The following is a 19,946-nucleotide window of genomic DNA, read 5'->3' as shown; positions in this document are numbered from 1 at the left end:
TCAATGGTGCTTCATGGGGGAAGCATGAAAGTCGCGGACTTAACAAATGAGCAGCTGAGCGCGTTGATCGCCAACCATCAAAAGCAAGGCGCTTTCGATCGGCCGCTTTATGCAGAAGCCTTGGATGAGCTTCAGCGCCGCGACGGACCCGGGCTAGATTTGGAAGTAACCATCAAATGCATTCTGGGCGCGGCGGCTGTTGGATCGTTCCTTTCATATGGTGACGTCGCCAAGGCTAATGGCTGCGAGTGGAACAAGGTTCGTCGCCAGATACCGCGGCATCTAGATCGAGTTCTAGCAAAGGCGCATGCCCGAAAAGCTCCGCTGATCACTTCGATCGTTGTCAATGACAAGAATCGAGAGACAGGTGATTTGGAAGAAAGCTCGCTCAACGGGTTCGTGGCGGGAGCGGAGAGACTTGGGATCATGGTCGAAGATCCCGTGGAGTTTCTGCGTAGGGAGCAAGAGGCCACGTTCCTCTTTGCTGAACGCCATGGGACGCTCTGACAGCTGTCTTCCAGCGGGAGAGTTCGGCCCTCGACCATGCGGCGGGCTTCGTCGGCTAGGCAAGGGCGCCCGGCGACGGCTAGGGTCGAGGCGAATCTCTAGTCAGGGTTGATGGGGCGCGTATGGGGGCGAATGAACCGGCCGAGGCGGTCGCTGGCCAAGAACTGGCGTGCTGGCCCCTGTGGCGCAGTCTCAAGAACGAGTTTCCGGTCTGGAGCCTGGTGCCGTCGTGGTTCTACTCGCCGGGCGCCTGGGGGTATCTGGGCGTGGACTTCCTCAGCGGCTTTCGCAGGAACGCCTCGACCAGACGCGCCTTCGCCCTGCTGGAAGGGGTCGGCGACAAGACCTTCGAGGCCGTGGCGGCCCTGGCCGCGCTGAACGCCCGCCGCCAGGAGCAGATGCTGCGGGCGGTGATCATCGCCTACCTGACCGTGCCGGTGTCGGCGACCGCCCTGGTGGCCGAGATCGTCGGCGACGACCTGGGCACGTTCGTACGCGAGAACGCGATGAACTGCCTGGCCCTGGCCCTGACCCTGGCGGCGGGTCCGATCTCCTACCTGCTCAGCAACTGGCGGGCCCGCCAGATCGTCGGCGTGCTGGACCTGGTCAGGATCGAGCGCGCCGCCCGGGACTGACCGGTCCGCCTAGTTCTTCAGGCGGTAGCCGGTCTTGAAGACCCAGGCGATGATCGCCAGGCACAGCAGCAGCACGCCGCAGGTGGCCGCCAGGCTGACGCCGACGCCCACGTCGGACGTGCCGAAGAAGCTCCAGCGGAAGCCGCTGACCAGGTAGACCACCGGGTTGAACAGCGAGATCGTCCGCCAGACGCCCGGCAGCATGTCGATCGAATAGAAGCTGCCGCCCAGGAAGGTCAGGGGGGTGATCACCAGCAGGGGCACGATCTGCAGCTTCTCGAAGCTGTCGGCCCAGATGCCCAGGATGAAGCCGAACAGGCTGAAGGTCACCGCCGTCAGCACCAGGAAGGCGGCCATGAACAGCGGGTGCTGGATCTCGAACGGCACGAACAGGCGCGCCGTCGCCAGGATGATGGTCCCCAGCAGCAGCGACTTGCTGGCCGCCGCGCCGACATAGCCCAGCACGATCTCGAACGGCGAGACGGGCGCCGACAGCACCTCGTAGATCGTGCCCGACCACTTGGGCATGTAGATGCCGAACGAGGCGTTCGACAGGCTCTCGGTCAGGATCGACAGCATGATCAGGCCCGGCACGATGAAGGCGCCGTAGGGCACCCCGTCGACGGCCGTCATGCGCGAGCCGATGGCCGCGCCGAAGACGACGAAGTACAGCGAGGTCGACAGCACCGGCGAGGCGATGCTCTGCAGCAGGGTGCGGAAGGTCCGCGCCATCTCGAAGCGGTAGATGGCGGCGACGGCGTGCAGGTTCATGGCCGGTCCTTCACCAGGCTGACGAAGATCTCCTCGAGGGAGCTCTGGCGGGTGTTGAGGTCGGTGAAGTCGACGCCTTCGGCCGACAGGCGGCGCAGCAGCGGCGCGATGCCGGTCTCGGCGGCCTGGGCGTCGAAGCTGTAGACCAGCTCGTGGCCGTCGGCGGCCAGTTCCAGGGCGTAGTCCGACAGTCCGGCGGGCACGGCGTCCAGCGGCGCCTGCAGGTGCAGGGTCAGCTGCTTCTTGCCCAGCTTCTGCATCAGGGCGGCCTTGTCCTCGACGAGAATGATCTCGCCCTTGCGGATCACGCCCACCCGGTCGGCCATCTCTTCGGCCTCCTCGATGTAGTGGGTGGTCAGGATGATGGTCACCCCGGTCTCGCGCAGCTTGCGGACCATCTCCCACATGTCGCGGCGCAGTTCGACGTCGACGCCGGCGGTGGGCTCGTCGAGGAACAGGATCGAGGGCTCGTGCGACAGGGCCTTGGCGATCATCACCCGCCGCTTCATGCCCCCCGACAGGGTCATGATCTTGGCGTCCTTCTTGTCCCAGAGCGACAGGTCGCGAAGGATCTTCTCGATCAGCGCCGGGTTCGCCGGCTTGCCGAACAGGCCGCGGCTGAAGGTGACGGTGGCGATCACCGTCTCGAAGGCGTCGGTGGTCAGCTCCTGGGGCACCAGGCCGATCTTGGTGCGGGCCGGACGGTACTCGCGGGCGATGTCGTGGCCGTCGGCGACGATCCTGCCGGTGCTGGGCCGCACGATGCCGCAGATGATGCTGATCAGCGTGGTCTTGCCCGCGCCGTTAGGGCCGAGCAGGGCGAAGATCTCGCCGCGCCTGATGGTCAGGTCGACCTGCTTGAGGGCCTGGTGGCCCGAGGCGTAGGTCTTGGTCAGACCCGACACCGTGATGATGGGTTCCACCCGTCTGTTCCCTCTCGTCCGTGCGGTCCGCGCCCAGATGGGGGCGCGAGGCCAGAAACGCCAGTGGCGAGCGGCGCGCCTATTGCGATCCCAGGGCGTCGGCCAGGTGGCAGGACTTGCCCGCCGTCAGGTTCTCCAGGCCGATCACGTCCAGGGCGTTGCCGTCGTCGGTCTTGATCTCGACGTACTCGCCGATCACCTCGACATAGACCGGGGCCTTCAGGGCCTTGAGACGCTCGCGCAGCTTGGCGACCGGCTTGTCCTGCTCCGAGTCGCGATCGCGCAGGACGTAGCGGTTGGCGGCCAGGTCGCAGCGGGTCAGGATCACCTGATCCTTCTGGACGGCGACCGTGCCGATGTAGAGGTCCTGGGCCAGGACGGGGCCGGCGCACAGGCCCAGGCCGGCGGCGCTGGCCAGGGCTAAAAGCGGTCTTCTCATGCGGATCCCAAGCAGCGACGTCGAACTGGATTTCGCCGAGCCGGCCAGGCTCGACGCGAGCGGGGTCTATCGCCTCGTCGAGCCCGAACGTGTCAGCAGGCGTCAGCGGACGGTGAGCACCGCGCCGTGCACGCCCACGACCGAGACCCGGGTCCCGGTCGCCGGGGCGATCTCGCCCTCGGCCGCCTCCTCTGTCTGGGCAGCCCACTCCTTGCCGTCAACGAAGACCCGGCCGCGGCCGTTCTCGAAGGCGGCGACCACTTCGGCCGGACGGCCCAGCAGGCGCAGGGTGGGGTCGTTGAGGTCCGGATCGGGCCCGGCCAGGGCCGGCCGCAGGAAGCGGCGGGCCAGGTAGGTGGTGGCGATGGTCAGCACGGCGAAGAGGGCGATCTCCGCCGGCAGGCCGGTGGGCAGCAGCAGGGCGACCACGCCGACGGCCGCCGCCGCGGCGGCCGGCCACAAGAGCCAGCCGGTGCCGGTGCCCACCTCGATCGCCAGGAACACGGCGGCCGCCGACAGCCACAGCCAGAAGGGGTGGGCGACGTAGAAGTCGATCAGGCCGGTCATGGCCTCAGCCTCCCTTGCGCGGCGCGCTGGTCGGCACGGCCGCGGAGCGCACGGGCGGGGTCGCGTCCGGTCCGCCCAGCGAGCGGATCAGTTCGCCGACCCCGGCCACCGTGCCGGTGATGCCGGCGAAGTCGGCCGGCACGATCACGGTCTTGGCGTTGGGCGAGCGGGCCAGATCCCCGAACGCCTCGACGTACTTCTGGGCCACGAAGTAGTTGATGGCGTTGACGTCGCCGCGAGCGATGGCTTCGGACACGAAGGCGGTGGCCTTGGCCTCGGCCTCGGCTTCCCGCTCGCGCGCCTCGGCGTCGCGATAGGCGGCTTCGCGCCGGCCCTCGGCCTGCAGGATGGCCGACTGCTTGGCGCCCTCGGCGCGGGCGATCTGGGCCTGCTTCTCGCCCTCGGCCTCGGTGATGACGGCGCGGCGCTCGCGCTCGGCCTTCATCTGGCGGGCCATGGCGTTGGTGATGTCGGCCGGCGGGGTCAGGTCCTTGATCTCGATGCGGGCGACCTTGACGCCCCACGGACCGGTGGCGTCGTCGATCGTGGCCAGCAGGCGCGAGTTGATGTGGTCGCGCTGGCTGAGCACCTCGTCCAGCTCCATCGAGCCGACCACGGTGCGCAGGTTGGTCTGGGCCAGCTGGGTGATGGCGTAGATCAGGTTGTCGACGCGATAGGCGGCGGCCGAGGCGTCCATCACCTGGATGAAGACGATGGCGTCGACGGTCACCGACACGTTGTCCTTGGTGATGACCTCCTGCTTGGGGACGTCGAGCACCTGCTCCATCATGTTCACCCGACGGCCGATGGTCTCGACGAAGGGCGTCAGGATGCTGATGCCGGGCTTGAGGGTGCGGGTGTAGCGACCGAAGCGCTCGACGGTGAATTCGCGGCCCTGGGGCACGATCTTGATGACGTTGACGACCAGCAGGATCGCCAGCACGAGCAGGATCAGAGGAACCATAAAAGCGGCCAAGTCTACGCCTCCCGAGAGGGCCGGCCCGGCGGCGCTCGCCGCCAGTCGCCTTGCGCCCATAGGAAGAAGTTAGCGCGCGCCTCGCCCGTCCGCCACGGAATCCGGCGAAGCTTGCGCGGGATCGTTGATCACCACCGTCTGCGACAGCTTGGAGGCGAGAGCACGGCCGCGCACGGCGGCCTGGCGCTCGGCGCGGCGGCTCTCGGGGGAGCAGCCTTCCGGATGGCCGGCCTGGCTGGCCGCGAAGCCGCCGTTGAAGCGATCGCGCATCTGGGCGGTGAAGCCGGAGTCGGAGGCTTCGACGTCGATGAGCCGCATCATCCGGGCCCGCCAGAACTGGTCGCCGGCCCCTTCGCAGGCCTGGCGCAGGGCATGGCTCTGGCCCAGGACGTAGGCCAGGTCGAGCAGGCGCTGGCGGTCGGCCGGCTCGCGTTCCTGGGCGTGCGCCGGCAGGGCCGCCGGAGCGGTCAGCAGCAGGGTCGCCAGGGCGGGAACGAGGGGGCGCGCGCGAAGCATGGGGTCATTATGGCCGCAAGCCCGCCGCCTGTCAGCGCCGCGCCCGCGCCGGGCGAGCTGCGCCATTCCATCCACAGCCGCGCTCGCCCATTTAGGGTCGAAACTTCGACTCTTCAGGGCCTTGCTATCAACAAGGATCGGCGTCAGGCTGTGGATAAGTCAGGGGGCGGCGAGAAACGACCACTCCGACAGCGCAGAAGGGAGGACGTGTCATGGCCGAAGTGCACTACGGCGTCGTCCAGGTGGGCGACCGGTGGACCATCATCGGCGACCAGCTCCGGTTCGGGGCCTACCGCAACCGTCACGAGGCCGAACGCGCCGCCGCGCGCCTGGCCGAACAGGCCACGGGCCTGGGCCTGCCGGTGCGCATGCACCTGCAGGACGAAACCGGACAGCTGCACAGGCCCACCCTGCTCAGCTGAAGGCTTCACGCAACGAAAGGCGGCCTCCGCGCGCTTTAACGGTGAGCAAGCGCCGCCGTTGGATGCCGCCATGGCCGACTCCGCAGAACTGAACGACCGAGACCCCCGCGCCGAGCGGGTAACACAGGCCTATGCCGGCAACCGGCTGCTGCTGGGCCTGCCTGACGAGGCGCGCGCCGCCCTCAAGACGGGCCTGTCCCTGACCGCCCTGGCGCGGGGCCAGGTGCTGTTCGACGTCGGCGAGGACGTGCGCAACACCTACCTGCCGTGCCGGCCGACCATGGTCGCCCTGCTGGTGGTCACCGCCGAGGGCCGCGAGGTCGAGGCGGCTACGGTCGGCTGGGAGGGAGCGCTGGGCGGCATCGTCAGCGGCGGGCTGAAACCCGCCTACGGCCGCGCGGTGGTGCAGGTTCCCGGACCCGCCTTCGTGGTGCCGACCGCCCGCCTGGACGAGATGCGCCAGCGCTTCCCGGCCATGGGCGACCTCTTCACCCGCTACGCCGACGCGATGATCGCCCAGATGATGCAGTCGGTGGCCTGCAACGCCCTGCACACGATCGAGCAGCGCTGCTGCCGCTGGCTGCTGTCGGCCCACGACCGCTCGGGCGAGGATGTCGTGCGCCTGACCCAGGAGGCGCTGGCCGACATGATGGGCGTGCAGCGCACCACCGTCACGGCCGCGGCCAAGGTGTTGCAGTCCGACGGGATCATCCAGACCCGTCGCGGGCGGGTCGAGATCCTCGACCGCCGCAAGCTCGAACGGCGCGCCTGCGAGTGCTATGGCCAGGTCGAGGCGCATTTCGGGCGGCTGCTGCCCGAGATCAAGGACTAGCGTCTCGCGCCGCGATTGCGTCGATCGGCGTTACGCGACACTCTCCGCGCCGTTTTCAGTTGCGGACGATCGACGGGGCATGGCCGACACTGTGGTGCTGATCCTGGCCTCGGCGGCGGCGGGCGTGGGGCTGTTCGCGGCCGCGCAGCTGGGCCTGCGCCGCGACTGGCGCACGCGTCCGGCCACGGCGCTGGCGGTGTTCCTGCTGCTCAGCGCCCTGTCGGGCCTGGATCTGATGCTCGACCGCGCCGGCGCCTACGCCGCCGCGCCCTGGGCGACGGGAATCCTGTGGACCACGTCGCTGGGCCTGGGACCGGCGATCCTGGCCTATGTGGTGGCCATGACCGGCGACCCCGAACGGGGCTGGACCCTGGCGCGGGTGGCCCGCATCGGCTGGCCGGCGGGCGTGGCGATGCTGCTGGTCCTGCCGTTCTTCCTGCTGCCGGCCTCGACCCGGCTGGCGGTCTATACCGGCGATGGCGCGGAGGTCGACCCGCTGGCGGGACCGCTGCAGCTGGCCTTCGTGGCGCTGTTCCTGGCCGTGACCCTGGGCTATCTCGCCGCCGCCTTCCGGGTGATGGGCCGACACGTGCGGCGGGTGCGCGACCTGTTCTCCAACATCGAGGACCGCACCCTGAGCTGGCTGCGGATCCTGCTGCTGGTGATGCTGGCCGCCTGGATCTGGGGCGCGGTGAAGTCGGCCCTGGCCGCCGGCGCGGCCCACGAGGGCTGGCTGGACGCCGCCGCCGCCGCGGTCGAGCTGGCCTGGACCGCCGCCATCGGCCTGTTCGGCCTCTCGCAAAAGCCGATCTACACGCCGCAGACCGAGACGCCGCAGGCGCTGCCGGCGGCCGGCAAGTACGCCCGCTCGGCCCTGCCTGAGGCCCGCCAGGTCGAGATCGCCGCCCGCCTGGAGCAGGCCATGCGGGCCGGCGGCCTCCACCGCGATCCCCTGCTGTCGCTGAGCGGCCTGGCGGCCCGCATCGGCGTGACGCCCAACCACCTGTCGCAGGCGCTCAACGAGCACCTGGGCCAGAGCTTCTTCGACTACGTCAACCGCTGGCGGGTCGAGGAGGCCGTGGCGCGCATCGAGGCCTCCGACGAGTCGATCCTGGCCATCGCCTACGCGGTCGGCTTCAACTCGCGCTCGACCTTCAACACCGCCGTCAAGAAACACGCCGGCCGGCCGCCCAGCGCCTTCCGCCCGGCGGCCTGACTTTCTCGGCCATGTCCTGACGGGCAGGATCGGACGCCTTCCGGCTCCGGGCCTGCCCGCTCGGACGACGCCCGCCGCCGCGCCGGCCAGGGTCGTGACGTCCTCCCCCTCGCCATCGAGAGAACCGTCATGATCGACCGCCTGTCCGGCGCCGCCCTGCTCACCGCCTGCCTTCTGGCCGCCCTCGCTCCATCAGCCCGCGCTCAGGCCGCTCGCGCCGAGGAGCCCGAGCGGCTGTTCCTGCTGGGGGCCGGCGCCTACGCCGCCGCCAACCCCTACGAAAGCGCCAAGGACAAGGTGGGGACCGGCGTGCTGCCGCTGTTCTTCTACCAGGATCGACGGTTCACGGCCGACCTCAACGGCCTGGCGGTGAAGGCCTATGCCGACGATCGCTTCAAGATCGAGGGGCGGATCGCGCCGCGCTTCCAGCTGGTCGACCCCAAGGACACCCGCGACTTCGCCTTCCTCGAGCGCGACCTCGGCATCGATGTCGGCGGCCGGGCCAGCGCCGCCTTCGGCCCGGCCGGCGTCAGCCTCGAATACCTGGCCGACGTCTCGGGCGAGACCAAGGGCCAGGAGGTCAATCTCGACCTGACCCTGTCGGCCGCGCCCACCGACCGGCTGACGATCGAGGCCGTGGCCGGCCTGTCGTGGAAGGACAAGAAGCTGGCCACCTGGCTCTACGGCCTGAAGGCCGGCGAGGTCGGGGCCGCGCGGGCCTACGAATTCGGCCGCACGCCCGGCGCGCCGTCGGGCGGCGTGGTCGTGCCGTCGCTGGGCGCCCAGGCCCGCTACCGGATCGGCGAGAAGGCCTATGTCATCGCCGCCGCCGAGGTCGAGCTGTTCGACGACGACGTCACGGCCAGCCCGCTGATGGCCAAGAAGAGCGCCGCCGCGGGCTTCGTCGGCCTGGTGCGCCGGTTCTAGCGTGGCGCCCGTGCACGCGACCCTGATCTCGCCCGGCGTACCCGCGCGGCTCGTCGCGGTCGGCCGGACGGCGGCGATCCTGCTGATCTGGCTGGCGGCCACGGTCCCGATGGCGGTGCTGGCCTGGGTGGTCGCGCCCCGGCTGATGGCGCCCGGCGATCCGCTGCCGGGCCTGGTCTTCTGGCGGATGATGGTGCTGGGCATGGCCTGGCAGCTGGCGCTGTCGCTGATCGTGCTGAAGCTGGAGGGCGTGCGGCTGCGCTGGCCCGACCTGCGCCGCCGGCTGTGGCTGACGGCGCCGGTCTGGCGCGCCAGCGACCGCCCGTTCGCGGGCGCCTTCCTGCTGGTCCCGCTGTTCGTGGCGCTGGGCTTCCTCGGCGACGAGGCCGCCACCCTACTGTTCCAGGCCACCCCCCTGGGCGAGCGGCTGGCGCAGATGGCGCCGCCGTTCGCGATGATCGAGCACCTGATCACGCCCGAGGCGCGGGGGCGTTGGGACATTCTCGGCCTGGCCCTCGTCTCCAGCCTGTTCAACTACGTCCTGGGCGAGGCGCTGCTGTTCCACGGCGTGCTGCTGCCGCGCATGGAGCGGGCCTGGGGGCGGTGGGCTTGGCTGGGCAACGGCCTGCTGTTCACCGCCTACCACGCGCACAAGTTCTGGCTGATGCCCGGCCTGCTGATCAGCTGCCTGTGCTACGCCCTGCCGGCCCAGGCCTTCCGCTCGAACTGGCTGGCGGTGGTCATCCACGGGGTGGAGGGGCTGGTGCTGGTCGCCGCCGTGCTGGTGGTGATCCTGCAGCCGTGAGGTTGACGCTACCGGAGCTCTCCGGCATCAAACCCGGATGTTCATGCCTGAGATTGTCTGAACGGCTGCCGCACGCCTCCGGCGCGCGGCTCGCAGCCCGAACCCTCCCGCCGCTTGACGCGGCGCGTTCGGGCTTGGCCGAACTTCAGACTGGCATAATCCCAAATGAACATCTCGAGAGACGAGCAGCGCGTGCTGCACGTCCTGGCCCAGGGCGGCTGCGTGCGCGCCCATCGCGACGAGGGCCGTCGCATCACCCGCGTCGAATGCGTCACCCGTGACGGGCTGGTGCTCGCCAGCTGCAACCTGGCGGTCTTCGGCAAGCTGAAGCGCAAGCGCCTGATCGAGTCCCGCGCGTCGGGGCCGTATCGCATCTCCCGCCGCGGCCGCGAGGCCGTGCGTCCGCAACTGGACAACAGGGGGTAGGCGCAGGGGCCGGGCGACGTGGCGTCCGGCCCCTTGTGTCTTCAGGGCTTGTTCGCCGGCACCGGCGCGGTCGAGGGATCGGTCGGCGGGCCGGCGGCGAACAGGTGGGTTTCGGGCGCGCCGCCCTTCACCTTGGCGGCGTCCTCGCAGAACTGGGTCTTGTCCTCGATGTGCGAGCCGATCATCGCCCCGCTGCTCATGCCCAGGAACATGATCACCGCGTCGCGCTGATGGGCCTTCTCGGCGTCGGTCTGTTCGGGCGGGCCCAGGGTCAGGACGGCGTCGACGGCGCGGCCCATCTTCTGGGCGTCGACCTCGAGGTCGGGGCACAGCGACGAGGCGGCCATGAAGTAGCCCATGTTGAGGATGCGGCCCTGCTGCTCGACCGTGAAGGTCGGCGACATCAGGTCGGCCAGCAGGGCGCCGGCGTCCTGGTGGGCGGCGTCCTTGCCCACGGGCGCGGGGGCGGTCGGCGCGTCCTTGCCGGCGTCAGGCTTGGGCCCGCAGCCGGCGACCAGGGCGGTCGCGGCCAGGGCCAGCGCAAGGGTGCGGAGGGTCTGCATGCTCGATCCTCCGGGCTCTAGTAGCGGTAGCCGAATTCGCGCGACGTCCACGACGGCGAATAGCCGCGTCCGCGCTCGTAGCAGGCTCGTTGCGAGGGATAGCAGTCGACGCCCCGGGCCGGGGAATAGGGCGGATCGCGGCGGCGGTCGTCGTCGTCGCGATAGCGGTCGTCCTCGTGCTTCTTCTTCGACGAGGCGGCGGCCGCGGCCAGTATGCCGATGGCCAGGGCCCCGGCGACGATGGCGCCGGTATTGTCCTTCTTGCCGCTCTTGCCGGCGTTGCACTCCGAAGCCGGCCGCCGGTCGATGGTGTCGTAGCGGCCGTCGTCGACGAACAGGTTGATGCATTCGCGGTCGCGCGGATGCCACCAGTACTGCACGCCGCCGTCGGTGTGATCCAGCTGGTAGCCCCGCGAGCGCAGGCTGTTCTCGCCCTGGCCGGCGCGGGCGCCGATCAGGTCCCGGGGCTGGGCCGCGGCGGCCAGCGAGGTCGCCAGCACGCTCAGGCCCGCGACGGCCGCCACCACGGCCCTCGTCGTCTTGCTCATCGAGGTCTCCAGGCCGGGGGCGGGGTCAGTAGAAGGCGCCGTAGATCACGTCGACCACGCGGCCGGTGCGCCATTCGACCAGCAGCAGGTCTGGTCCGTAGCGCACCCAGCGATAGCCGTAGGGCGGTCCGCCCAGGCCCAGGCGCCAGTAGTCGTCGTAGACGTAGCCGCTGGTCAGGAACAGCGCCGGCAGGATGCCGCCGATCGACCAGCGGCGATAGCGCTGGCCGGGCGGATAGCGCCAGCGGCCGCCCTGGACCGGACGGAAGCCGGGCGGACGGCCGCCGCCGGGGCGGTGCGGCCCCAGCGGCGGCGTCGGTCCCGGGCGGTTGGGCGGGCGCTGGCCGGAAGGAGGCCGCGTGGTCGGGGGACGCGTGGCCGGTGGGCGCGAGGGCGAACCGCCGCCGCCAGGACGACCGGGCTGGGAGCCGCCGCCGGGGCCTTGACCGTGGCCGGGCCCGCCGGAGCCGTGCCCCGGGCCTTGCCCCGATCCCTGGCCCGGAGGACGTCCGCCGCCCTGGCCGCCCGAGCCCGGGCCGGGACGCTGTCCCTGACCCTGGTTACCCTGGCCTCCGGGGCCGTGGCCGCCATGGCCCTGGGCCTGCGCCAATCCCGGGAAAGCGGCCAGCAGGCCGAAGGCGAGCAGTTTGCGGCGGTCCATGGGAAACTCCGGGTTAGCGGAAGGGGGAGCCGGTCTCGTTGTGTGAGGAAACACCCAAAAGCCGCGTCGCTTCAACCCATGGTGAGGCTGCGGCGAGCGATTTGGGCGCGAAGCGTCAAGGCGACGGCCGCACCAGTTCGGGGGTGACCTGGTTGGCCGGGACCTGGCCGGCCTCGATCTGCGACAGGCTGGCCAGGGTGGTCTGCGCGATGGCCGACAGGGCCTCTTCGGTGAGGAAGGCCTGGTGGCCGGTGATCAGCACGTTGGGGAAGGTCAGCAGGCGCTGGAAGACGTCGTCCTGGACGATCTCGTTCGACAGGTCCTCGAAGAACAGGTCGGCCTCCTGCTCGTAGACGTCCAGCGCCACCCCGCCGATCTTGCGGCTCTTGAGCCCCTCGATCAGGGCGGCGGTGTCGATCAGCGCGCCGCGGCTGGTGTTGACGATGGTCAGGCCGTCGCGGGCGGCGGCGATGGCGGCCGCGTCGATCAGGTAGCGGGTGTCGGGCGTCAGCGGGCAGTGCAGGGTGACGATGTCGGCCTGCCGCAGCAGGGCGTCGCGTGACACGTACTCCACGCCGATGGCGACGAGGCCCGTGTCCTGCGCCACGTCGCTGGCCAGCACCCGGCAGCCGAAGCCCAGGCGCAGGCTGCGGGCGACCAGGGCGCCGATGCGGCCCGTGCCGACCACCCCGACCGTGCGGCTCGACAGGTTGCGGCCCATCAGGCCGTCGAGGGCGAAGTTGTTCTCGCGCACCCGGCTCCAGGCGCGGGGAATGTTGCGGTCCAGCGCCAGCAGCAGGCCGACGGTGAATTCGGCCACGGCCTCCGGCGAATAGGCCGGCACCCGAACCACCGTGATCCCCAGCCGCTCGGCCTCGGCCAGGTCGACATTGTTGTAGCCGGCGCAGCGCAGGGCGATCGCCCGGGCACCGCCCGCCGCCAGGATTCCCAGCGTCGCGGCGTCGAGCCGGTCGTTGACGAACACGCAGACCGCCCGATAGCCGGCCGCCAGCGCGGCGGTGGTCGCGTCCAGCCGGGCCTCGAAATAGTCGAGGACGTGGTCGCCGCCGGCATTGGCCCGGTCGAGAAAGCGGCGATCATAGGCCTTGGTCGAGAACACGGCGACGCGCACGGGAAAGCTCCAGCTGACGAGTTCTCGCGACTATCGATCCTTGGTGCGATTGCGCCTAGTCCGTAGCTCAACCTATCCTCGCTGGAGGCCTTCTCCAGGAGATCCACATGTTCGCCCGCACGCTCGCCGCGCTCTGTCTGCTCGCCGCCGTCACGCCGGCCCTGGCGCAGGACGGCGCCCGCACCGAGACGGTGCGCTTCGCCAAGGGGACTTCGGCCACGACGATCAAGGGCTCGATCAAGGGCTACGCCACCGTGAACTACAAGGTCGGGGTCGCGGCCGGCCAGACCCTGAAGGTCGACTTCAAGCCGACCAACGCCTCGGCCTATTTCAACATCACCGCCCCCGGCGCCGACGCGGCCATGTTCGTCGGCTCGACCTCGGGCTCCAGCGCCAAGGTGAAGATCCCGTCGAGCGGCGACTACACCGTGCAGGTCTATCTGATGCGCAACGCCGCGCGCCGCAACGAAACCTCCGCCTATACTCTGACCATCGCCGCCAGATGAGCCCGTCGCGACGTGAGCTGACCCTGGCCCTGGCCGCCGGCGCGCTCGCGCCCGGCGCGGCGCTGGCCCAGGGCGCCAAGGCCAGTTCGGCGGTCGAACTGGCCCGCACGGGCGAGACCCTCAAGCCGGGCCAATGGGTCTGGGCGCCGCAGATCGCGCCCAGGGGGCCGGTGGTGGTCTATGTCGACCTGTCGCGGCAGCTGGCCACGGTCTATCGCAACGGCGTGCGCATCGCGGTCTCCACGGTGTCGAGCGGCAAGGAGGGCCACGACACGCCGACGGGGGTGTTCACGATCCTGCAGAAGGACGCCGACCACCGGTCCAGCACCTACAACAACGCGCCCATGCCCTATCAGCAGCGCCTGACCTGGGACGGGGTGGCGCTGCACGCCGGCGGCCTGCCGGGCTATCCGGAAAGCCACGGCTGCGTGCACCTGCCGATGGGCTTCGCCAAGCTGCTGTTCGGCGTCACCCCGATGGGCGGCACGGTGATCGTGGCGGGCAAGGCCGGCGATCCGCCGGCCGCCATGCCCAGCGCCGCCGGGGTTCTGGGCGCGGCGCCGAGCCCGGTCCAGGGGGCGGCCGAGCCGCCGCCCCTCGGCGAGGACTGGCGGTGGGACCCGAAGGCCGCGCCGGCCGGGCCGGTGACCATCATCGCCTCGCGCAGCGACCGCCGGGCGGTGGTGCTGCGCAACGGCGTCGAGATCGGCCGGGCCGGCGTCGTCTTTCCCGACGAGGATTTCCAGACCCACGTGCTGGTCTGCACCAGCGTCGAGAACGGCGTGCCGCGCTGGGCCTATGTCGGCGTGCCTGGCCATGACGACGAGGCCGCCCGGCCGCTCGATCCCGAACTGATGGCCAAGACCGCGATGCCCGACGGCTTTCGCACGGCGGTGCGCACGGTGATCGTTCCCGGCACGACCATCCTGGCCACCCAGTCGCCGGTGTTGCCCGAGACCTCGGGCCGGCATCTGACGGTGCTGTCGTCGGGGCGGTAGAAGGCCGTAGCGAAGCGGAGAGCCGGGACCCAGGGCCGGTGCAGTGCGGCTGCCCATGGGTCCCGGGTCTACGGACCGTTTCACGGCCCTTCGCCCGGGATGACGAGTGGAAGAGGGCGACGGACGGAGACCCGTCGCCCTCTCACCCCACCAGGGCCGCGCTGCGCCGGATGGCCGTCTCGGCCTCGGCCATCAGGCTGGCGACGATCTCGCCCGCCGGCCGCACCTCGCGGATCCCGCCGGCGCTCTGGCCCATGGCCAGGCACGAGCGGTCGGGATCGAGGCCCTCGGTCTGGCCGCCGATGCCGCCCAGCACCCCGGCCTGGACGCTGGCCATGGCCTGCAGCGGGAAGGGCTGGATCTCGCCGGCCCGCGTCTCCCAGTCGTCGACATAGGGGTTGGCGCGCACCCGCATCGGCTTGCCCGAATAGCAGCGGGTGCGGACCGTGTCCTCGTCGCGGGCGGCCAGCACGGCCTGGCGATAGACCTCGCCGGCATGGGCCTCGACGCTGGCGATGAAGCGGGTGCCCATCCACACGCCCTGGGCGCCCAGGGCCAGGGCGGCGGCCAGGCCCCGCCCGTCGTGCAGGCCGCCGGCCGCGATCACCGGGATGTCGACCGCCTCGACCGCCTGGGCGACCAGCGGCAGGGTGCCCACCAGGCCGGTGTGGCCGCCGCCCTCGCCGCCCTGGCAGATCACCGCGTCGCAGCCGGCGTCCTGGGCCTTCCGGGCGTGACGCACCGTGCCGCAGACGACCATCACCTTCAGCCCGGCCGCCCGCAGCCGGTCGATGATCGGCGAAGGCACGCCCAGGCCGGCGACGAAGGCGCTGGCGCCTTCCTCGATGATCACCTCGACGCTGGCGGTCAGGGCGTCGGGCGTGGCGGCCAGCAGGTCGACGCCGAACGGCTTGTCGGTGAGGGCGCGCACCTGCCGCATCTGCCGACGGATGAAGTCGGGCGAGGTTCCGGCCATGCCCAGCACGCCGTAGTCGCCGGCGTTCGACACCGCCGCCGCCAGGGGCGCGTACGATACGCCGCCCATGCCGGCCAGCAGGATCGGGTGCTCGACGTGCAGCAGGTCGCACAGCGGCGTACGCAGGGCCATGGCGGGTCTCCCTCTTGGCGGGCTTCGCGGGCCAGCCCTCTGGCGAGTGTGCGCTTCGTCGGGAGGACGGCAATCCTTCCGCGAGGGCACTCGGATCGCCTGAGTGTGATTGTTCACTCACTTTTTGATGGTGCAGAAGGCCCGGCTGTGTTTTCCTCCCAGGGTTGGTCTTTGGAGGGTGCGATGCGTGAGCGGATCGGACTTGCGGCGGCCCTGGCGCTGCTGTCGGCGACCGGCGCGACGGCGGGCGAGGCGGCGATCGGCGAGTTGATCGGCCTGACCCCCGTCGAGGTTCGCGCCCGCCTGACCGGAGCGCCGGCCGCGACGCCGCTGACGCGCGGCTTCGAGGTGGCCCGCGACGGCGGAACCGACGCCTATTTCACCCTGGACGACCTGGCGGCCGATCCGGCGGCGCTGCGCCGGCGGGCGGCCTGGCGCACGCATGGCGAGGTTTCGTCCGACGCCGGCGCGCCGGTCTGCCGCTCGCGCGTGGTTGCCGAGCCCCGCGACCTGACGGTCGGGGATCCGGTGCTGGCGTTCCGCGACGGGCGGCTGACGGCCGTCCTGCGACCCGCCCGCCCGGGCCTGAGGCCGCCGGCCCCGCCGCACGAGAACCGCAAGGCCTACGAGCGCTGGATCCGCCAGGCCTCGCTCGGACCATTCCAGGCGCGCTTCGGCCAGTTGCCGCTGGAGGACGGCGTGGGCTTTCTCGGACGCTGGGAAGCCGCCCGGCTGGACGGGTCCGACCGGCTGCTGGTCGACTGCGCGCCGCCGCCGGCTTTGCCTGCGGTCGTGCGTCCGGCCAAGCGTCCGCCCCTCAACGAAAGCGACATGCAGGGCCTGGCCCTGGCGCCGTTCGCGATCAGGCTGCCGGCCATCAACCGCGACCGGGCGCGGGCCCGCGATCGCGGCGCGGCGACGCTGGCGGGCCTGAGCGTCGGCCAGCGCCTGCCGCGCGACGTCGGGCTCCACGCGCGCCGGGACGGCCTGCGCTGGCATGGGTCCGCGCGACCGGGCTACGGCGTGCTGACGGTGGACCTGGGCGGCGGCAAGACCCGCAATCTCTCCGACATGCGCGACGCGGCCCTGGTGGGGGTGGAGGACGGCGTGGTGAGGTGGATCTCGCCGCCCGGCGGCGCGGGGCCCGGCGCGGGCCTGCTGTGCGTCGACGCCGAGGGGCTGGCCGGAACGCCGCGCCCCGGCTGCCAGGGCTGGGGAATCTACAGGCCGTGACGGCGGTCGGTCAGGGCTGCTGAATGGGCAGCATCAGCGGCGCGCCCCGCCGGGCCGCGGCCACGGCGCAGGCCGTACCGATGATGGCCTCGCCGCTCGACATCGGCATGGGCTCCGACCACTGGTACTCGGGCATCTGGTCCAGGCGGTAGACGACCTCGCCGCCGAGGTTGTTGTCCTTGTAGTAGATCCCCTGCAACTGGCGCGATTGCGGGGTGCGGCAGTTGATCTCGGTGCGGACCATGTACGAGTTGGAGTCCCAGCGCGGAACATAGCGCTCGCCCCGGACCCAGACACGGATCAGATCCGGATAGCCGGCGTCGTCGAACAGACCCAGATAGACGAACATCGCGCGCTTCTGGTCGATGTTGCCGCCGGCGAAGGCCCAGCCCGTGACGCCGATGTTGGTGCGCACCCAGGACAATAGCTGCGTCGCGCTGGGCGGATCGGCGTCGAGCGGGTCCACGGCGGCGGCGGGGCCGGCCGCTAGCGAAAGGCCCAGCGCGCCGGCCAGGCCCGTAAGCCGCGCGGCGAACCTCATCGGGCGGCCGGCGCCGGCGAGAACAGGCGCGGGGCTGGACGCAGGAACGCCACCTTGTCGTCCGGCTTCTCGCATACGCAGCTGGGAATGACCGTGCACCCGAACTGCGGGTGGGAGTTGCCGGCCCTGCAGATCGCGATCCTGCTGGCCGGGCAAGAGATCGAACAGCCCAGGCAATGACCGACGCTCGACGACGAGCAGGAGCGCGGTGAATTGACCGTGGTCGTGCCGGCCTGGTTCTGGGCCGCCGCCATGCCGGCGAAGGCGAAGATCGCGGCGGCTGTCGTCGCGGCGATGACGGCGCGCACGCCGGCGCGCGTCTGGCTGAACGTCCGCATGTTTCCCCCCAGGGTTCCGTCAGGACGACAGGAGCCTAGACCAACGGACGGGATTTCATCAACCGCTGGTTTTCGAGCTAGCGGCGCTCGTCGTCGAGGATGCGCTCGGGGTCCAGTTCGGGGGTCCAGAAACAGGCGGCCATGGCCGACAGCATCAGCGCGATCATCGCCAGAAGTCCGCGCGGCGGGGTCAGGCCCACGATGTCTTGCGGGGTCATCTCTCTCGTTTCCTCGTGAACCGGCGCCGCGCTCTGACGTCGAGGCTGCCGGTTGCGAGGAAAGCGTCTCACCGAAGTTTCGGTTCGGCAAGTCCCTAAAATTCAAGGGCTTATTCTGGACTTTCGGGTCCAGAATTCGTCTCGGGCGGCTTGCTGGAGGCGAAAGTGTCGGCCGTGGCCTTCGCCTGTTCGGTGGTCGCCCGGGCCGCCGCCGCCTTGGCCATCACCTCGGCGATATAGGCTTCGGCCTCGCCTCGGGTGTCGATCGCCGCGACACGGGCCTGAATGGCCGCGCCGGCGTCGCGGTCGCCGTGCGCCAGGGCCAGGTCGGTCTTGGCCATGACGTGCAGGAAGCCGATCGTGTTGCCGCTTTCGGGCAGGGGCTGGGCGGCGACCTCGGCGGGCATCGGGGCCGGGGCGATCGAGGCGGCGACCGCCCCGGGCGCCGGTCCGTTCAGCGTCGTCGGGCAGTCCGTGCGCGCGGAAGACAGCGACAGCAGGGGCAGCACGGGGTTGGCCTGCTGGTCGCGGGCGGTCATGTACGGCAGGCCCCACAAGTGCTCCACCGTGGCTGGAACCGAGGCGTGGTCGTAGCGGGTGTTGCTCACGGTCGCCTTGGGGATCAGCGGCGAGACGATGACGGCCGGCACGCGCACGCCGTAGTTGTCGAACAGGAAGCCGCCGGTGTTGATCGTCGAATCCTGCGGCGAGCCGTCGTTCGGCGGCGGCGCGGGAATGGGCGGGATCGCGTCGTGGAAGCCGCCGTGCTCGTCATAGGTGACGATCAGCAGGCTGCGCTCCCAGCCCGGCGAATTGCGGATCGCCTCGTAGGTCGCCTTGATCAGGGCCTCGCCGCGCGCCATCGAGTCCATCGGGTGCTGCGAGGAGCCGCCCACATAGGTGCCGCCGGCGATGTCGCCGTAGTTCGGCTCGATGAAGGTGTAGGGATACGGGTAGGGCCCGAGCAGGTCGCTGGCGAAGTCGCTGAAGTCCTCGGTGTCGATCTTGAAGGTGACGCCCTTCAGGGCCGACACCTGCGGAATGCCGCCCAGGGCGTTGCCGGTTTCGTCGACATAGATCCGCCAGTTCATGTGGGCGGTGTTCAGCCGGTCGAAGATCGAGGCGCCGCTGGGATAGGTGAAGCCGCTGACCGTTTCCCACTTGGCCATGTCCGCCTTGCCCGGCGAGTTGGTCCAGCCGCCCGAAGAGGCGCCGTGCACGAAGAAGCGGTTGGGCCAGGTCGGGCCGGGCAGCGACGAGAACCATTGGTTGCAGACCGCGAACTCGGTGGCCAGTTGGTAGATCACCGGCAGGTCGTTAGGCGTGTCGAAGCACAGCATGATGTCGCCGTACTCGTCCGGCGTGGGCAGGTAGGCGGGGTTGTTGTCCTTGAGCTCGGTGAGGCTGGTGGCGTAGTTGGCGACATAGCCCGACGCCGTGAGCGGCTGGGCGCTGTAGCTCGCCCAGGGGGTATGCACCTTGCCCTCGCCGCACAGCTGCTCGTAGACGTCGGCGAACTCATGCCCTGGATCCGTGGGCATGGCAGTCGGGGCCGGTGACGCGCAAAAGTACTGCTTATTGTTGTATTCGTTCATGTTCTGGGTCGACGAGCCGATGATCCCGTCGATCCCGGAGAAGGCGAAGACGTTGTCGAACGAGTGGTTCTCCAGCATCAGCACGAAGACGTTGTCGACCTGGGCCAGGGGCGAGGTCAGCTGCATCTGCGTCGACGCGCCGCCCGACGGCAGCGGGATGTCCAGCGTGCTGGTGTCGACGGTGAGGGTGATCGACTGGCCGGCGTCGGGCGTCTGCAGCTGGCATTTCGTCCAGTTGTCCGAGCCGACGCTGTGGAACACGCCCTGGGCCGTGCCGCTCTCGACCACCAGCTTGACGGCCCAGTAGTCTTGCACGGTCAGCGAGCCGAGACCGGTGTTGAAGAACACGGTCATCGGGCCGACCTTGCCGTTCGGCGGAACGGTCCAGGTCTGGCTGGTCACGCCGTAATCGGAGTTCTTGTGCCACAGCGTGACGATGGCCTGATCGCCGACGTTGCTCTGGATGTAGATCTGGCAGGAACGTTTGGTGGACATCGATGCCTCCCCTTGGGCCGGTCGCCGTCAGGGCGTGGCCAGGCCAGG

At 70.4% G+C, this 19,946-nt stretch carries 26 protein-coding genes; 11 read left to right on the top strand and 15 right to left on the bottom strand.

Annotation, left to right across the window (positions count from 1 at the left end; translation table 11 throughout):
- Positions 1 to 24 precede the first annotated feature (24 nt).
- Both C1707_RS25960 and C1707_RS03220 read left to right on the top strand, forming a co-directional pair.
- Complete coding sequence (locus tag C1707_RS25960) at positions 25 to 507, top strand: hypothetical protein (RefSeq protein ID WP_145998298.1); 483 nt, start codon at positions 25 to 27, stop codon at positions 505 to 507.
- 122 nt (positions 508 to 629) lie between these two features.
- On the top strand, positions 630 to 1,142 hold the full coding sequence (locus C1707_RS03220) for a hypothetical protein (RefSeq protein WP_101711544.1): 513 nt from the start codon (positions 630 to 632) through the stop codon (positions 1,140 to 1,142).
- A 9-nt stretch (positions 1,143 to 1,151) separates the two neighbouring features.
- Here C1707_RS03220 and C1707_RS03215 read toward each other — a convergent pair whose 3' ends face one another.
- From C1707_RS03215 to C1707_RS03190, 6 genes are all read right to left on the bottom strand, one after another.
- Complete coding sequence (locus C1707_RS03215) at positions 1,152 to 1,913, bottom strand: ABC transporter permease (protein WP_101711545.1); 762 nt, start codon at positions 1,911 to 1,913, stop codon at positions 1,152 to 1,154.
- Positions 1,910 to 2,836 (bottom strand): ABC transporter ATP-binding protein, encoded by a 927-nt coding sequence (locus C1707_RS03210; RefSeq protein ID WP_101711546.1) that lies wholly within the window; start codon positions 2,834 to 2,836, stop codon positions 1,910 to 1,912. Before C1707_RS03210 ends, C1707_RS03215 begins: the two co-directional genes overlap by 4 nt.
- A 79-nt stretch (positions 2,837 to 2,915) precedes the next feature.
- Complete coding sequence (locus C1707_RS03205) at positions 2,916 to 3,275, bottom strand: hypothetical protein (RefSeq protein ID WP_240633853.1); 360 nt, start codon at positions 3,273 to 3,275, stop codon at positions 2,916 to 2,918.
- A gap of 102 nt (positions 3,276 to 3,377) precedes the next feature.
- Positions 3,378 to 3,842 (bottom strand): NfeD family protein, encoded by a 465-nt coding sequence (locus C1707_RS03200; protein ID WP_101711547.1) that lies wholly within the window; start codon positions 3,840 to 3,842, stop codon positions 3,378 to 3,380.
- A gap of 4 nt (positions 3,843 to 3,846) precedes the next feature.
- The gene (locus tag C1707_RS03195) at positions 3,847 to 4,806 is read right to left on the bottom strand and encodes an SPFH domain-containing protein (protein WP_240633940.1); all 960 of its coding nucleotides are present in this window, start codon (positions 4,804 to 4,806) and stop codon (positions 3,847 to 3,849) included.
- An 81-nt stretch (positions 4,807 to 4,887) separates the two neighbouring features.
- Positions 4,888 to 5,334, bottom strand: a complete 447-nt coding sequence (locus C1707_RS03190; protein WP_101711548.1) for a TIGR02301 family protein — start codon at positions 5,332 to 5,334, stop codon at positions 4,888 to 4,890.
- 212 nt (positions 5,335 to 5,546) lie between these two features.
- Here C1707_RS03190 and C1707_RS03185 point away from each other — a divergent pair, with 212 nt between their 5' ends.
- From C1707_RS03185 to C1707_RS03160, 6 genes are all read left to right on the top strand, one after another.
- On the top strand, positions 5,547 to 5,756 hold the full coding sequence (locus C1707_RS03185) for a hypothetical protein (RefSeq protein WP_101711549.1): 210 nt from the start codon (positions 5,547 to 5,549) through the stop codon (positions 5,754 to 5,756).
- Positions 5,757 to 5,826: 70 nt separating this feature from the next.
- The gene (locus C1707_RS03180) at positions 5,827 to 6,588 is read left to right on the top strand and encodes a Crp/Fnr family transcriptional regulator (protein ID WP_101711550.1); all 762 of its coding nucleotides are present in this window, start codon (positions 5,827 to 5,829) and stop codon (positions 6,586 to 6,588) included.
- Positions 6,589 to 6,667: 79 nt separating this feature from the next.
- On the top strand, positions 6,668 to 7,804 hold the full coding sequence (locus C1707_RS03175; protein WP_101711551.1) for a helix-turn-helix domain-containing protein: 1,137 nt from the start codon (positions 6,668 to 6,670) through the stop codon (positions 7,802 to 7,804).
- A 129-nt stretch (positions 7,805 to 7,933) separates the two neighbouring features.
- Positions 7,934 to 8,731 carry a MipA/OmpV family protein gene (locus C1707_RS03170; protein ID WP_101711552.1) on the top strand — a complete coding sequence of 266 codons (798 nt, stop codon included), beginning with the start codon at positions 7,934 to 7,936 and terminating at the stop codon, positions 8,729 to 8,731.
- Positions 8,732 to 8,741: 10 nt separating this feature from the next.
- Complete coding sequence (locus C1707_RS03165) at positions 8,742 to 9,536, top strand: CPBP family glutamic-type intramembrane protease (RefSeq protein ID WP_101711553.1); 795 nt, start codon at positions 8,742 to 8,744, stop codon at positions 9,534 to 9,536.
- A 165-nt stretch (positions 9,537 to 9,701) separates the two neighbouring features.
- Positions 9,702 to 9,962, top strand: coding sequence for a YjhX family toxin (locus tag C1707_RS03160; protein WP_101711554.1), 261 nt, complete (start codon positions 9,702 to 9,704; stop codon positions 9,960 to 9,962).
- A gap of 41 nt (positions 9,963 to 10,003) precedes the next feature.
- Here C1707_RS03160 and C1707_RS03155 read toward each other — a convergent pair whose 3' ends face one another.
- The 4 genes from C1707_RS03155 to C1707_RS03140 form a co-directional block, all read right to left on the bottom strand.
- Positions 10,004 to 10,525, bottom strand: a complete 522-nt coding sequence (locus C1707_RS03155; protein ID WP_101711555.1) for a hypothetical protein — start codon at positions 10,523 to 10,525, stop codon at positions 10,004 to 10,006.
- Between the two features lie 17 nt (positions 10,526 to 10,542).
- The gene (locus tag C1707_RS03150; protein ID WP_101711556.1) at positions 10,543 to 11,073 is read right to left on the bottom strand and encodes a hypothetical protein; all 531 of its coding nucleotides are present in this window, start codon (positions 11,071 to 11,073) and stop codon (positions 10,543 to 10,545) included.
- Positions 11,074 to 11,098: 25 nt separating this feature from the next.
- The gene (locus C1707_RS26460) at positions 11,099 to 11,734 is read right to left on the bottom strand and encodes an RcnB family protein (RefSeq protein WP_101711557.1); all 636 of its coding nucleotides are present in this window, start codon (positions 11,732 to 11,734) and stop codon (positions 11,099 to 11,101) included.
- Between the two features lie 115 nt (positions 11,735 to 11,849).
- Positions 11,850 to 12,866 carry a 2-hydroxyacid dehydrogenase gene (locus C1707_RS03140; RefSeq protein WP_101711558.1) on the bottom strand — a complete coding sequence of 339 codons (1,017 nt, stop codon included), beginning with the start codon at positions 12,864 to 12,866 and terminating at the stop codon, positions 11,850 to 11,852.
- A gap of 107 nt (positions 12,867 to 12,973) precedes the next feature.
- Here C1707_RS03140 and C1707_RS03135 point away from each other — a divergent pair, with 107 nt between their 5' ends.
- Complete coding sequence (locus C1707_RS03135; protein WP_101711559.1) at positions 12,974 to 13,372, top strand: DNA breaking-rejoining protein; 399 nt, start codon at positions 12,974 to 12,976, stop codon at positions 13,370 to 13,372.
- Entirely contained in the window at positions 13,369 to 14,370 is a 1,002-nt protein-coding gene (locus tag C1707_RS03130; protein WP_101711560.1) for a L,D-transpeptidase family protein, read from the top strand. Before C1707_RS03135 ends, C1707_RS03130 begins: the two co-directional genes overlap by 4 nt.
- 142 nt (positions 14,371 to 14,512) lie before the next feature.
- On the opposite strand, the gene C1707_RS03125 is transcribed toward C1707_RS03130, so the two are convergent.
- Complete coding sequence (locus C1707_RS03125) at positions 14,513 to 15,478, bottom strand: NAD(P)H-dependent flavin oxidoreductase (RefSeq protein ID WP_101711561.1); 966 nt, start codon at positions 15,476 to 15,478, stop codon at positions 14,513 to 14,515.
- A gap of 183 nt (positions 15,479 to 15,661) precedes the next feature.
- Between C1707_RS03125 and C1707_RS03120 the strand changes: the two genes are divergently transcribed.
- Positions 15,662 to 16,711 carry a hypothetical protein gene (locus tag C1707_RS03120; protein ID WP_101711562.1) on the top strand — a complete coding sequence of 350 codons (1,050 nt, stop codon included), beginning with the start codon at positions 15,662 to 15,664 and terminating at the stop codon, positions 16,709 to 16,711.
- Positions 16,712 to 16,721: 10 nt separating this feature from the next.
- Here the strand turns inward: C1707_RS03120 and C1707_RS03115 are convergent, their stop codons facing one another.
- From C1707_RS03115 to C1707_RS26455, 4 genes are all read right to left on the bottom strand, one after another.
- A complete protein-coding gene (locus C1707_RS03115) occupies positions 16,722 to 17,252 on the bottom strand; it encodes a surface-adhesin E family protein (protein ID WP_101711563.1) in 531 nt (176 codons plus the stop codon).
- A complete protein-coding gene (locus tag C1707_RS03110; protein ID WP_101711564.1) occupies positions 17,249 to 17,590 on the bottom strand; it encodes a hypothetical protein in 342 nt (113 codons plus the stop codon). Before C1707_RS03110 ends, C1707_RS03115 begins: the two co-directional genes overlap by 4 nt.
- A 77-nt stretch (positions 17,591 to 17,667) precedes the next feature.
- Positions 17,668 to 17,808, bottom strand: a complete 141-nt coding sequence (locus tag C1707_RS25955) for a hypothetical protein (protein ID WP_164467264.1) — start codon at positions 17,806 to 17,808, stop codon at positions 17,668 to 17,670.
- Between the two features lie 110 nt (positions 17,809 to 17,918).
- Positions 17,919 to 19,898, bottom strand: coding sequence for an alkaline phosphatase family protein (locus C1707_RS26455; RefSeq protein ID WP_205686817.1), 1,980 nt, complete (start codon positions 19,896 to 19,898; stop codon positions 17,919 to 17,921).
- Between the last annotated feature and the right edge of the window lie 48 nt (positions 19,899 to 19,946).

The organism is Caulobacter flavus, assembly GCF_003722335.1.
Lineage (GTDB): Bacteria > Pseudomonadota > Alphaproteobacteria > Caulobacterales > Caulobacteraceae > Caulobacter > Caulobacter flavus.
Note: the sequence above shows the minus strand (reverse complement) of the source record. Positions and strands in the feature narration are given on the sequence as shown.

What these genes read in the sequence shown, in the direction of transcription:
- C1707_RS25960 (WP_145998298.1), top strand. Translation starts at nt 25, where the DNA reads ATGAAAGTCGCGGACTTAACAAATGAGCAGCTGAGCGCGTTGATCGCC.
- C1707_RS03220 (WP_101711544.1), top strand. Translation starts at nt 630, where the DNA reads ATGGGGGCGAATGAACCGGCCGAGGCGGTCGCTGGCCAAGAACTGGCG.
- C1707_RS03215 (WP_101711545.1), bottom strand. Translation starts at nt 1,913, where the DNA reads ATGAACCTGCACGCCGTCGCCGCCATCTACCGCTTCGAGATGGCGCGG.
- C1707_RS03205 (WP_240633853.1), bottom strand. Translation starts at nt 3,275, where the DNA reads ATGAGAAGACCGCTTTTAGCCCTGGCCAGCGCCGCCGGCCTGGGCCTG.
- C1707_RS03200 (WP_101711547.1), bottom strand. Translation starts at nt 3,842, where the DNA reads ATGACCGGCCTGATCGACTTCTACGTCGCCCACCCCTTCTGGCTGTGG.
- C1707_RS03195 (WP_240633940.1), bottom strand. Translation starts at nt 4,806, where the DNA reads ATGGTTCCTCTGATCCTGCTCGTGCTGGCGATCCTGCTGGTCGTCAAC.
- C1707_RS03190 (WP_101711548.1), bottom strand. Translation starts at nt 5,334, where the DNA reads ATGCTTCGCGCGCGCCCCCTCGTTCCCGCCCTGGCGACCCTGCTGCTG.
- C1707_RS03185 (WP_101711549.1), top strand. Translation starts at nt 5,547, where the DNA reads ATGGCCGAAGTGCACTACGGCGTCGTCCAGGTGGGCGACCGGTGGACC.
- C1707_RS03180 (WP_101711550.1), top strand. Translation starts at nt 5,827, where the DNA reads ATGGCCGACTCCGCAGAACTGAACGACCGAGACCCCCGCGCCGAGCGG.
- C1707_RS03175 (WP_101711551.1), top strand. Translation starts at nt 6,668, where the DNA reads ATGGCCGACACTGTGGTGCTGATCCTGGCCTCGGCGGCGGCGGGCGTG.
- C1707_RS03170 (WP_101711552.1), top strand. Translation starts at nt 7,934, where the DNA reads ATGATCGACCGCCTGTCCGGCGCCGCCCTGCTCACCGCCTGCCTTCTG.
- C1707_RS03160 (WP_101711554.1), top strand. Translation starts at nt 9,702, where the DNA reads ATGAACATCTCGAGAGACGAGCAGCGCGTGCTGCACGTCCTGGCCCAG.
- C1707_RS03155 (WP_101711555.1), bottom strand. Translation starts at nt 10,525, where the DNA reads ATGCAGACCCTCCGCACCCTTGCGCTGGCCCTGGCCGCGACCGCCCTG.
- C1707_RS03150 (WP_101711556.1), bottom strand. Translation starts at nt 11,073, where the DNA reads ATGAGCAAGACGACGAGGGCCGTGGTGGCGGCCGTCGCGGGCCTGAGC.
- C1707_RS26460 (WP_101711557.1), bottom strand. Translation starts at nt 11,734, where the DNA reads ATGGACCGCCGCAAACTGCTCGCCTTCGGCCTGCTGGCCGCTTTCCCG.
- C1707_RS03135 (WP_101711559.1), top strand. Translation starts at nt 12,974, where the DNA reads ATGTTCGCCCGCACGCTCGCCGCGCTCTGTCTGCTCGCCGCCGTCACG.
- C1707_RS03130 (WP_101711560.1), top strand. Translation starts at nt 13,369, where the DNA reads ATGAGCCCGTCGCGACGTGAGCTGACCCTGGCCCTGGCCGCCGGCGCG.
- C1707_RS03125 (WP_101711561.1), bottom strand. Translation starts at nt 15,478, where the DNA reads ATGGCCCTGCGTACGCCGCTGTGCGACCTGCTGCACGTCGAGCACCCG.
- C1707_RS03120 (WP_101711562.1), top strand. Translation starts at nt 15,662, where the DNA reads ATGCGTGAGCGGATCGGACTTGCGGCGGCCCTGGCGCTGCTGTCGGCG.
- C1707_RS03115 (WP_101711563.1), bottom strand. Translation starts at nt 17,252, where the DNA reads ATGAGGTTCGCCGCGCGGCTTACGGGCCTGGCCGGCGCGCTGGGCCTT.
- C1707_RS03110 (WP_101711564.1), bottom strand. Translation starts at nt 17,590, where the DNA reads ATGCGGACGTTCAGCCAGACGCGCGCCGGCGTGCGCGCCGTCATCGCC.
- C1707_RS25955 (WP_164467264.1), bottom strand. Translation starts at nt 17,808, where the DNA reads ATGACCCCGCAAGACATCGTGGGCCTGACCCCGCCGCGCGGACTTCTG.
- C1707_RS26455 (WP_205686817.1), bottom strand. Translation starts at nt 19,898, where the DNA reads ATGTCCACCAAACGTTCCTGCCAGATCTACATCCAGAGCAACGTCGGC.